At 45.7% G+C, this 11,003-nt stretch carries 8 protein-coding genes; 6 read left to right on the top strand and 2 right to left on the bottom strand.

The window, feature by feature from the left end; genetic code table 11:
- From sprA to VK541_RS01890, 6 genes are all read left to right on the top strand, one after another.
- The coding region (gene sprA / locus VK541_RS01915; RefSeq protein WP_324366375.1) for a cell surface protein SprA at positions 1 to 4,375 on the top strand (4,375 nt) is incomplete at its 5' end.
- A 96-nt stretch (positions 4,376 to 4,471) separates the two neighbouring features.
- Positions 4,472 to 4,852: a glycine cleavage system protein GcvH gene (gene gcvH, locus VK541_RS01910; RefSeq protein WP_324366373.1), complete on the top strand. Its 381-nt coding sequence runs from the start codon at positions 4,472 to 4,474 to the stop codon at positions 4,850 to 4,852.
- Positions 4,853 to 4,856: 4 nt separating this feature from the next.
- Positions 4,857 to 5,255, top strand: coding sequence for a VanZ family protein (locus VK541_RS01905; RefSeq protein ID WP_324366371.1), 399 nt, complete (start codon positions 4,857 to 4,859; stop codon positions 5,253 to 5,255).
- A gap of 238 nt (positions 5,256 to 5,493) precedes the next feature.
- Entirely contained in the window at positions 5,494 to 5,712 is a 219-nt protein-coding gene (locus tag VK541_RS01900; protein WP_324366369.1) for a FeoA family protein, read from the top strand.
- A 2-nt stretch (positions 5,713 to 5,714) separates the two neighbouring features.
- Positions 5,715 to 7,829 carry a ferrous iron transport protein B gene (feoB, locus tag VK541_RS01895; protein WP_324366367.1) on the top strand — a complete coding sequence of 705 codons (2,115 nt, stop codon included), beginning with the start codon at positions 5,715 to 5,717 and terminating at the stop codon, positions 7,827 to 7,829.
- 19 nt (positions 7,830 to 7,848) lie between these two features.
- The gene (locus VK541_RS01890; RefSeq protein WP_324366366.1) at positions 7,849 to 8,463 is read left to right on the top strand and encodes a SprT-like domain-containing protein; all 615 of its coding nucleotides are present in this window, start codon (positions 7,849 to 7,851) and stop codon (positions 8,461 to 8,463) included.
- Here VK541_RS01890 and VK541_RS01885 read toward each other — a convergent pair.
- Both VK541_RS01885 and VK541_RS01880 read right to left on the bottom strand, forming a co-directional pair.
- Positions 8,412 to 9,221 (bottom strand): hypothetical protein, encoded by an 810-nt coding sequence (locus VK541_RS01885; RefSeq protein WP_324366364.1) that lies wholly within the window; start codon positions 9,219 to 9,221, stop codon positions 8,412 to 8,414. The two genes, VK541_RS01890 and VK541_RS01885, sit on opposite strands and share 52 nt — an antisense overlap.
- Positions 9,222 to 9,275: 54 nt before the next feature.
- Positions 9,276 to 11,003 (bottom strand): alpha-ketoacid dehydrogenase subunit alpha/beta (locus VK541_RS01880; protein ID WP_324366362.1); only part of this gene is annotated, 1,728 nt, incomplete at its 5' end.

Genomic DNA, 11,003 nt, shown 5'->3' with positions numbered 1-11,003 from the left:
GAGAAATGACCGAGCAGAATTCTCGAATCATTATGTGCGGGAGATCATTGAACAGGAGGTGTTTCCGTTTAAGGAGACTAGTACCGGACAGTCCATTAGCCTGCCTACGCTGGATGTTGCTTTTTATCCGACGGTAAGGGGACCGTATAACTTTACACCTACCGGCTTTAGTTCCACTGGTGCGCTGAACAATCCCAGAACGAGATGGGGAGGTCTGTTCAGGCGAATTGAGACCAATGATTTTGAAGCGCTGAATATAGAGTTTATCGAGCTCTGGGTAATGGATCCGAACATTTATAAGCCTAATTCTGCTGGCGGTGACCTGTACTTTAATATCGGTAACATCTCTGAAGATATCCTGAAAGACGGGCGTAAATCGCTCGAGAATGGCTTGCCGGCAGACGGTGATGCATCGAAATATGATGAAACGAGCTGGGGAAGGGTGCCTAAGCTGCAGCCTGTGGTTCAGGCTTTTGACAATGACCCGAATGCAAGAAGGATCCAGGACGCGGGTTTGGACGGTTTGTCCAATCCCGATGAACGGGCGAAATTTGCTGCGCAGATCACCCAGATCAAAGGACAGCTGAATCCTGATGCTGCCGCAACGCTGGACAATGACCCGGCATCTGATGATTATTCCTATTACAGAAGCAGGGAGCTGGACCAGGCAAATGCCGGATTGCTGAAACGGTATCAGAAATACAATGGCCCGGAGGGCAATTCCAAAACACCTCAGCAAAGCCAGGAAGATTTTGGTGTAGACAATTCTGCTTCAACATCGCTGCCGGACGGGGAGGATATCAACAGGGACAACAACATGACCCAGAGTGATGAATATTTTCAGTACAAAGTTTCTATGCGCCCGGGTGACCTGATGGTGGGGCAGAACTTTGTGACGGATAAGGTAACCTCTCAGGTAAAGCTGGCAAACGGTTTGACGCAGCCTGTGACCTGGTACCAGATCAGAATTCCTCTGGCTCAGTACCAACAGAAAGTTGGAAATATCCAGGATTTTAAATCGATCCGTTTTGTGCGTCTGTTCATGACCAATTTCGCAGATACTACCATATTGAGATTTGGAAAAATTCAGCTGGTGAGAGGGGAATGGAGGCAGTACAATGCCAGCAATGATGCGGATAAGGTGATCGTTGATCAGGCACTGGTGCCGGTTGGTGCCGACAATTCGACAATCGAGGTGGCTACTGTGAATATTGAGGAGAACGGAAAACGTACGCCGATCCCTTATGTGGTTCCGCCGGGCATAGAAAGAGAGCGGGATTTTAGCAATTACCGCGGTGATACAAGGCAGAATGAGCAGTCACTGGCGGTCACGATAAGGAACCTCCGTGATGGATATGGCAGGGCAGCGTTCAAAACTTCAATAAATGATTTCAGGTCTTATAAGCATCTGGAGATGTACATTCACCTGGAAGCATTGGGCAATACTGTGCTGAATGACAATGATGTGAATGCCTTCCTGCGTATTGGAACAGATAACCAGGACAACTATTATGAATACACGCAGCCGCTGAAGGTGACCAATCCGGGGACGAGTGATCCGTATGCCATCTGGCCTGATCAGAATAAGCTGGATATTGCGCTTGAGGTCTTTCAAAATGCCAAGCTGGCGAGGAACAAGGCTTTGCTGAACGGTCAGCCCTGGCCGGTAAATATTCCATTTGATTACATAGAGAACGGCAGGACCATTACGATAAAGGGACAGCCTGATATGAGTAAGGTGCGGGTCTATATGATGGGAGTTAAAAATCCACTGCGGAACGGGGCAAGCCCGGGCCGTGACGATGGTTTGGACAAGAACGCCGTGATCTGGTTTAACGAGCTGCGCCTTACTGAATTTGATGAACGCGGGGGCTGGGCGGCTACGGCAAGAATGAATGCACAGCTGGCCGATTTTGCGGATGTGAACGTTTCAGGAAGTAAATCTACAATTGGTTTTGGTTCGCTGGAGAAAAGGGTGAGTGAGCGGAACCGGGCAGATAATGTTTTCTTTGACATCTCATCGAGCATGGAGCTGGGTAAATTCCTGCCAAAGAAAAGCGGGATTAAGGTCCCGATGTTTGTGAGCTATTCCAGCCAGATCAGTACGCCGCAGTATGATCCGCGCACACCGGATATAGAATTGAAAAATGCGCTGGATGCGGCAACTAAGGCGGAGAAAAAAGAGATCCTGAATTACGCACAGGATTATACGACACGAAATAGCATCAACTTTACCAATGTCCGTAAGGAAAGGACGGATCCTGAGAAAAAACCACAGCTTTGGGATGTGGAAAACCTGAATGCGAGTTATGCGTATACGAAGTTTGCCCACAGGGACTTCATCAATCAGAACAATATACAGGAGACTTACAGGGCCTCCCTGGCTTATAATTACTCGGGGCAGTCGAAAAGCTACCAACCTTTTAATAAGCTTATTAAGTCGAATATGCTGGCGCTGCTAAAAGAGTTTAATTTTAGTTTGCTGCCGAGTTCGATCAACTTCAGGATTGACGTGGACCGCTATTATTCGGAGAATAGCCTGAGAAATAATGATCCTAACAATTCTATCCCTATCAATACGACATTCAATAAGAACTTTTTGGTGACCAGGGTTTATGGCATTTCCTGGAATCTGACCAGGTCTCTGACACTGGATTTTGATGCGACCAATTATTCGATCATTGATGAGCCTGAGGGAAGGATCAATGGAACGAAGCGGGACACGTTGTGGCAGAATCTAAAAAAACTGGGACGGACTACAGATTATAGTCACAATATGAATGTGACCTATAATCTTCCAGTCAACAAGATTCCTGGTTTGGATTGGGTAAATGTGGCCACCCGTTATGGTACCAACTTTAACTGGCAAACTGAACCGCTGTCTACTTTGAGGAACCCTGCCATCGACCTGGGCAATACCATTCAAAATTCAAGGATCATACAGATCAATCCCAACCTGAATTTTGCAAGCCTGTACAATAAATTTGGTTTTGTGAGAAAAGCCGGGAAAGACGGCACAGGGCCTGGTTTTCTGGTCGGCCTGCTTACCGGGGTGAAGAATATTGTAGGTGCGTATACCCAAAACAAAGGGATATTCCTGCCGGGCTTTTTACCGCGGACGAGCTACTTTGGATTAGATGAGGCAACCGGAGCTCCCGGACTCGGATTTGTATTTGGCAGTCAGCGGGACATCAGGGACATGGCCCTGAGTAAAGGCTGGATCACAGCGGATACACTTCAGTCCCAGCTTTATATCAATACACTCCGGGAAGACCTGAGCTTTACGAGTTTGATAGAGCCAATGAAAGACCTGACGATTACCCTGACAGCAAATAAGAACAGGACACTGAACTTTTCTACCAATTTAAGATATGATCCGAATGCACGGGAGTTCCAGAACCAGAGTCCGTATACGCAGGGGGATTACAGTGTGTCTTTCATTACGCTGCGGACTGCTTTTTCTGAAGGCTCCGGCAATACGGTTTCAAAACTTTACAACCAGTTCATGGCCAACAGGGAAGTGATCTCCCAGCGTTTGGGAGCGCTTAACCCCAATTCATCAGGTTCCTCATCGGGATTTGCAGATGGTTATGACAGAGCTTCGCAGGACGTAGTGGTTTCTTCATTTTTAGCGGCCTACTCTGGAAAAAGCGCATCGTCTGTGAGCTTAAATTCGTTTCCGAGGATTCCATTGCCAAACTGGCGTGTTAACTATCGCGGATTAACCAGAATTCCTTTCCTTGCCGACAGGTTCAGCTCTATTGACCTCAGACATTCCTACCGTTCGGTATATAGTGTAAATGGTTTCAATTCGCTGATCAGGTATGGTGAAACGAATGGAAAAGTAAGCAGCAGGGATGTGAACGGCAATTTTCTTCCGCAATACCAATATGCCCAGGTGACAATAGCAGAGCAGTTTGCTCCTTTAATCGGAGTGGATACCAGGTTTAAAAATAACCTGACGGCAAATTTTGAACTGGGCAGGTCCAGGATGCTGGGACTGAGTCTTGCCAACAGTCAGCTGGCCCAGCTGTCTGAAAATAACCTGATCTTCGGGCTGGGCTATCGTACCAATAAGTTCAGGTTTCCTTTTGGTTTGTTTAAAGGATTAAAAACGGATAATAACATGGATTTTAAACTGGATGTTGCCGTCAGGGACAACAAGACCGTGATCTACAGACCGGATATTACGGAAGCGGAAGTTTCGTCCGGGGCACAAAACATCACCTTCCGGCCAAGTGTCGATTATGTGCTGAACCAGAGGTTTAACATTCGTTTGTTTTACGATTCAAACATCACCAAGCCTTATACTTCGCAGACGTTTAATACCTCTTTCAGCAATTTTGGTTTTAGTTTGCGGATAACACTGAATTAGGATTGTTATACATCTGCAGATTAATTACCTTTGAACGCGAAGAGCCGGACCTGGCTTTGCGAAAGAATTAACTTAAGATAATATAAACTAAGACAAATGAATTTTCCATCAGAATTAAAGTACACTAAAGACCATGAATGGCTTAAGGTAGCAGGTAATGAAGCCTTTATAGGCATTACTGATTTTGCACAGCGTGAACTGGGTGATATTGTTTATATCGATATCAATACTGTTGGCGACGAAGTAAACCAGGATGAGGTTTTTGGGACTGTAGAAGCAGTTAAAACTGTTTCTGATCTGTTTATGCCGGTTACCGCAACCGTACTGGAAGTGAACGCTGCTTTAAACGACAATCCTGAACTGGTAAATTCTGATCCTTACGGACAGGGATGGATGGTAAAAGTAACAGTTTCAAATGCGGCTGACATAGATGGCCTGCTGGATGCAGATGCGTATAAAGCATTGGTAGGAGCATAGGCTGATGAACAAATTTGAAGAATTAAAATACCAGAGCTGGGCCATATTCTGGACGGTAGTTATTTTAGTACTCTGTAACGTGAAAATGCCTGATACATCCGGATCAGGCATTTTTTTTGAAGGTTTTGATAAAATGGTACACCTGGGGTTTTTCTACGTGCTGACCATATTCCTTTTTTATGGAAAGATCCGGCACCAGCACAACTACAGTTTTCGCTCACTGACCATATTTAAGGTAATCCTGATCGGAGCATGTCTGGGCGGAACGATAGAGCTGCTGCAATGGAAAATATTTACCTACAGGTCTGCTGAATGGTGGGATTTCGGATGTGATATGCTGGGTGTTTTTATGGGAGTCTTTAGTTTTGTACTTTTACATAAATCCAATTATAATAAACCCTGATATTAACAGATGACCGTATGAAAAGACGACTAATAGTTTTGGTATTACTGCTTTCCGCGGGCATAATGAGTGGTTGCGGTATTTTTGGCGGCGGCTGCAAATGCCCGAAAGTCAGTTATAAGAGCTACCCTCACCAGTAAAGCTCCATCTTTTTCCTGACCGGATGATATTCTTTTCTTATTTGGATTTATTATAGATAAAGGCTAACTTGCGCGTCAATTCACATCATTATATACAGATGAAACTTTCGCAGCTGAGTCCGGGAGAACGGGCAACCATAGTGTCTTTTACAGATTTGGAAATGTCCGTTAAATTAATGGAAATGGGTTGCTTGCCCGGCGAAGAGGTGGAAATTGAGCGCTTTGCGCCTATGGGCTGTCCTATTGCTATCCGCGTGGCGGGCTATCAGCTTTGCCTGCGTAAAAGCGAGGCATCTATTATTATAATCGAACAATAACTTTGGCTGGAAATATAAAAATTGCATTAGTTGGAAATCCCAATACAGGAAAGTCTACACTTTTTAACCTCCTTACGGGACTAAATCAAAAGATAGGGAATTTTCCGGGGATCACAGTTGATAAGAAATTAGGTTACTGTAAACTGCCCGGTGACCGGCAGGCAGAGATCACAGATCTGCCGGGAACTTATAGCCTGTATCCTAAGAGTAAGGATGAACGTATCGTACTGCAGGTTCTCGCTGATTCAAATAATCCGAGTCATCCTGATATAGTAGTTGTGGTTGCAGATGCGACCAACCTCAGAAGAAATCTGCTCTTGTATACGCAGGTTGCAGATATGGGGATACCAACTGTACTGGCATTGAACATGACAGATATGGCCAAAAAGGAAGGTATCGACATCAATGTCAATAAACTTTCTGAAAGGCTGGGCATACAGGTTGTGCCCATCTCCGCCAGGAGCAATACCGGAATGGATCTGCTGAAGCAGGCCATTAACAACACCACTCGCATAGCCACGCAAGCAGAGGGTACGGATCTGCACCTGATGGCGCCGGAAGCTGTTGAAGCTGCTAAAAAAGTATTAAAAACAGACAATGGCTACCTTGCCCTGCAATTGCTTCACCAGCATGAGCCGCTTAGTATTTTTTCAGCTGAGCAGCATGTGTCTCTTGAGGAGATAAAAAAAGTACATCATTTTGAATCTTCAAAGCTTCAGGCCGCAGAAACCATAGCCCGTTACCGCTATCTGGGGACTGTACTGAGCGGAGTGATTGAGGACACCGGTGCGGTAAGGAAGTTCGCCATTAGTGACGGGCTGGATGCCGTGCTGACCAACCGGTTTTGGGGCTTTCTGATCTTCATAGCTATTTTGTTCTTTATTTTTAACTCTATTTTCTCCTGGTCAACCTATCCAATGGATATGATCGAGTATGCATTTGTATGGCTTACAGAATATGGTCATCAGCATTTACCGGATGGCCTGCTTACCAATTTATTGCTGGACGGCGTTGTTGCCGGATTGGGCGGAGTGGTGATATTCATTCCCCAGATTGCCATTTTATTTGCCTTCATTTCTATTCTTGAGGATACGGGATATATGGCAAGGGTGACCTTTATGATGGATAAGGTCATGCGGAAATTTGGCATGAGCGGAAAATCCGTAGTGCCCATGATCGGAAGCCTGGCCTGTGCTGTTCCGTCGATCATGAGTGCCAGGAATATAGAAAGCTGGAAAGACCGCATTATCACCATAATGGTAGCCCCTTTGGTAAGTTGTTCGGCCAGGCTGCCTGTCTATACTTTACTGATCTCCCTGGTGGTTCCCCAGAAAATGCTTTGGGGATTTATCAACTTACAGGGGCTTACCCTGATGGGGATGTACGTGATCAGTATTCTGGCAGCGGTATTTGTGGCTTTCATTATGAAATTTATGATCAAGGCCAGGGAGAAGTCGTATTTCATTATGGAATTGCCTGTTTACAGGATGCCGCGATGGACCAACGTACTGTATACGATGTATGAAAAGTCAAAAACCTTTGTATTTGAAGCGGGTAAGGTGATCATTGCCATCTCTATTGTGCTGTGGGTTTTAGCTACCTATGGACCATCGGAAAGATTTGAAGCCATAGACAAGAAATACGCTGCTATAGAAGCAAAAAAGGATAGTCTGCAAGTGAGTACGCTCGAAAGAGATAAAGCTGCTGAGCGGCTTGAAAATTCGTATGCGGGCATTTTAGGCCATGTGATAGAGCCGGCCATCAGGCCCCTTGGCTTTGACTGGAAAATAGGCATTGCACTGATTACTTCATTTGCGGCGAGAGAAGCATTTGTAGGGACCATGGCAACCATATACAGCGTCGATAATGACGGGGAAGTAGCAACGATCAGAAATAAAATGAGAGGGGCGAGGAACCCGGACACCGGGCTGCCTGTATTTACATTTGCCACAGCTTTTTCTTTAATGCTGTTTTACGCATTTGCCATGCAGTGCATGAGTACGGTGGCCATTGTATTCCGGGAAACCAAGTCATGGAAGTGGCCGGTCATCCAGCTGGTATACATGACAGGTATGGCTTATGTGGCAAGCCTGATCGCTTACCAGCTTTTGAAGTAATTTCCTTATCTTGGTCATTGTGGAAAAGGAGAACGTCTTAGCACAATATATGCCGGCCGTAGCAGCCCCGATCATAGCGCGATGGATCGATTATTTTCAGTGTGAGTTTAAAATATCCAAAAACAGGGCGACTAAATTAGGAGATTACCGGCATCCTTTTAAGGGTGCCGGCCACAAGATCTCCGTAAATAATAATTTGAATTCCTACGCATTTTTGGTTACGACAGTACACGAGTTTGCACATTTGCTGACCTGGAACGACCACAAAAATAAAGTGAAGCCCCACGGCGAAGAATGGAAGCGGAACTTTAAGCGGATGATGGTACCGTTCATGGATAAACAGATCTTTCCGGAAGACATACACAAAGCCATCGTCAGTTACCTGAACAATCCATCGGCAGCGAGCTGTACTGATCTGAAGCTGTCCAGGGCACTAAAGAAATATGACCTGTCCTTTGATGTTTCGAGACTGGAGGAGCTGCCTTTGAATACCGTATTTACCATTAAGGATGGACGTAAGTTTAAAAAAGGCGAAAAGCTGCGTAAAAGATACAGATGCATATGCCTTGACAATGGAAATACTTACCTGTTTAATCCGCTGGCGGAAGTTACCTTAGCTGCAACGGGAACATAAATGGCTTCCTTTTCATTGATTTCCCATTTCAGATTGAGCTTGGCGTCTTTAAATAAAGAAGGATATTGTTTGATGCTGTCAATAAGCACATCCTCTTCCTTTACCAGGAGACTGGCGTTGTAACCTCCGGGGATCTTGCTTTTGAGCAACAAATATTGTCCTTCCGGAGCAGGCATGTATTGATCAAACACGGTCTCAAATCTGTTTTGCCCGGCCAGCGCATCATTCAGAAGTGTCAGCTTTTCTGTATAGTCCTCGATCTTTCCGGAGGGTTTTATATCGGTAAAGGGCCTGGTTTGAAGCGAAGAGGCAGAGGTCGCCAGGCGACGTTCCTGTCTGAAAGGAGTATTGTTCCTCAGATAAGTTCGCTTTTCCTCAAACACAGTTTCCTGTGCTTTAGTCCGCTTAATACTTTCCCTGATCAGCAGCAGGCTGTCTTCTTTAAAATAATACCTGACGGATCTGTCAGTCAGTCCCTGATCGCTGGTGTGTTCTATGTATAGTGCAGGTTTGCCGTTCCAGCTTAGTTTTTCCACATATAAAGTAAGACCTTCCAGCTGATAGATGAGACTTACCTGTCTTTCCATGCTGTTTTGCTGTGTGTCAGTTGAATCGGCATATTGTAAAATGGATTGCTCCGTTTCCGGAATTGGGGAATATTGGTTGACCAGATCGGCCTGAGGATGTTTCGCCTGGTTGTTGCAGGCAAAAAATAACATACTTGCAAAAGGCAGCAGCAGATAAGGCTTGGTTTTCATATGGTTCTTACTTTTATAATTAACAGCAAGACCATTATCGTGCCAACAGCTGATTCAATAGCTCAGAAGTTTACTGACTGTTTCAGGCAGCTTGCTTTTGGCCAGGAAACTGTCCTCCAGGATTTTATTCATGGGAATGGCGGTGTCGAGACTTGCACAGCGCATCACCGGTGCATCCAGGTATTCAAAACAGTGTTCAGAGATCCATGCTGCGAGTTCCGCGCCAAAGCCGCAGCTTAGGGTGTCTTCATGTAAGATCAGTACCCTTCCGCTCGCTTTAACAGCATCAGACACTGCTTCTTTATCCCAGGGCTGCAAAGTTCTGAGGTCAATTAAGGTAGCGGAGATTTCCGGATGTTTATCCAAATAGGACAGTGCCCAGTGTACACCGAGTCCATAGGTAATGACAGATAACTGATCTCCGGTTTTCAGCTTACCGGCCTTCCCGATTTCAAGTGTATATAACCCATTGGGGACGAGGCCCGTCAGGCTTCTGTATAAGTATTTGTGTTCAAAATAGATCACTGGATTCGGATCATCAACGGCTGCAATTAAAAGGCCTTTTGCATCATACGGAAACGCAGGATAGACAACTTTCAGTCCAGGTGTTTTCGTAAACCAGGCCTCATTGCTCTGAGAATGGAAAGGGCCGGCGCCTGTCCCCGCACCTGTAGGCATCCGGATGACTACATCTGCTTTCTCAGCCCACCTGTAGTGACTCTTTGCCAGGTTGTTAACGATCTGGTTGAAACCACAGCTTACAAAATCAGCGAACTGCATTTCTATTACAGACTTAAAACCATTGATCGACAGTCCCAGTCCCGCACCTACGATTGCTGATTCGCAAATGGGGGTATTGCGAACTCTTGCTTTTCCGAATTCGGAAACAAATCCATCTGTGATCTTAAATGCGCCGCCGTATTCTGCAATGTCCTGGCCCATCAGGATCAGGTTGTCATGCCGCTGCATTCCTAATCTGAGGCCGTCTGTTATGGCATCGATATACCGGACCTCCTTTGATTCCCCTTTTGGTTCAACAGGACTAGCCGCGTAGGGGAAGTACATATCTGCCAATTCCAGAGCAGGGTTTGCTACTGGCTCATCTTCCGCAAATGCAGCTTCAACTTCTGTCTCGATGTGCAGTTTGAACTCTCTTTTAATTTGAGAGATGACCTCATCGTTAAGAATGCGCTGTTCGCAAAGATATTGTTCAAAATTCCTTATAGGGTCTTTCTTTTCCCATTGTTCAAATAATTCCTGAGGTACGTATTTGGTTCCTGAAGCTTCCTCATGTCCGCGCATTCTGAAGGTCAGACACTCCACAAGAACTGGCCTTGGATCTTTTCTGATGCTGCCGGCGATTGAATTTAACAGGTCGTAAACCTCCAGAATATTATTTCCGTCGATTTGAACACCTTCGATCCCATATCCAATGGCCTTATCAACCAGGTGCGCACATTTATACTGTTCGCTGACAGGAGTGGAAAGGCCATAGCCATTGTTTTCAATCAGAAAGATAACGGGAAGGTTCCAAACTGCAGCTACGTTTATGGCCTCATGAAAGTCGCCTTCGCTGGTCGCGCCTTCTCCGGTAAATACCAGTGTAGCATTTTCCCTTCCGGCAAGCAAATCTGCGAGTGCTATCCCATCGGCCACAGCCATCTGCGGTCCCAAATGGGAGATCATGCCAATGATCTTATGGTCCTGAGTGCCAAAGTGAAATGACCGGTCCCTTCCTTTGGTAAACCCTGTAACCTTGCCCTGCCACTGGGCCATCAATTT

The sequence above is a fragment of the Pedobacter sp. genome (genome assembly GCF_035317785.1).
Taxonomy (GTDB): Bacteria; Bacteroidota; Bacteroidia; order Sphingobacteriales; family Sphingobacteriaceae; genus Pedobacter.
This window is presented reverse-complemented; position numbering and strand designations above follow the sequence as displayed.

Bases quoted from the DNA above. Each gene is read 5' to 3' on its own strand.
- gcvH (WP_324366373.1), top strand. From the start codon at position 4,472: ATGAATTTTCCATCAGAATTAAAGTACACTAAAGACCATGAATGGCTT.
- VK541_RS01905 (WP_324366371.1), top strand. From the start codon at position 4,857: ATGAACAAATTTGAAGAATTAAAATACCAGAGCTGGGCCATATTCTGG.
- VK541_RS01900 (WP_324366369.1), top strand. From the start codon at position 5,494: ATGAAACTTTCGCAGCTGAGTCCGGGAGAACGGGCAACCATAGTGTCT.
- VK541_RS01885 (WP_324366364.1), bottom strand. From the start codon at position 9,221: ATGAAAACCAAGCCTTATCTGCTGCTGCCTTTTGCAAGTATGTTATTT.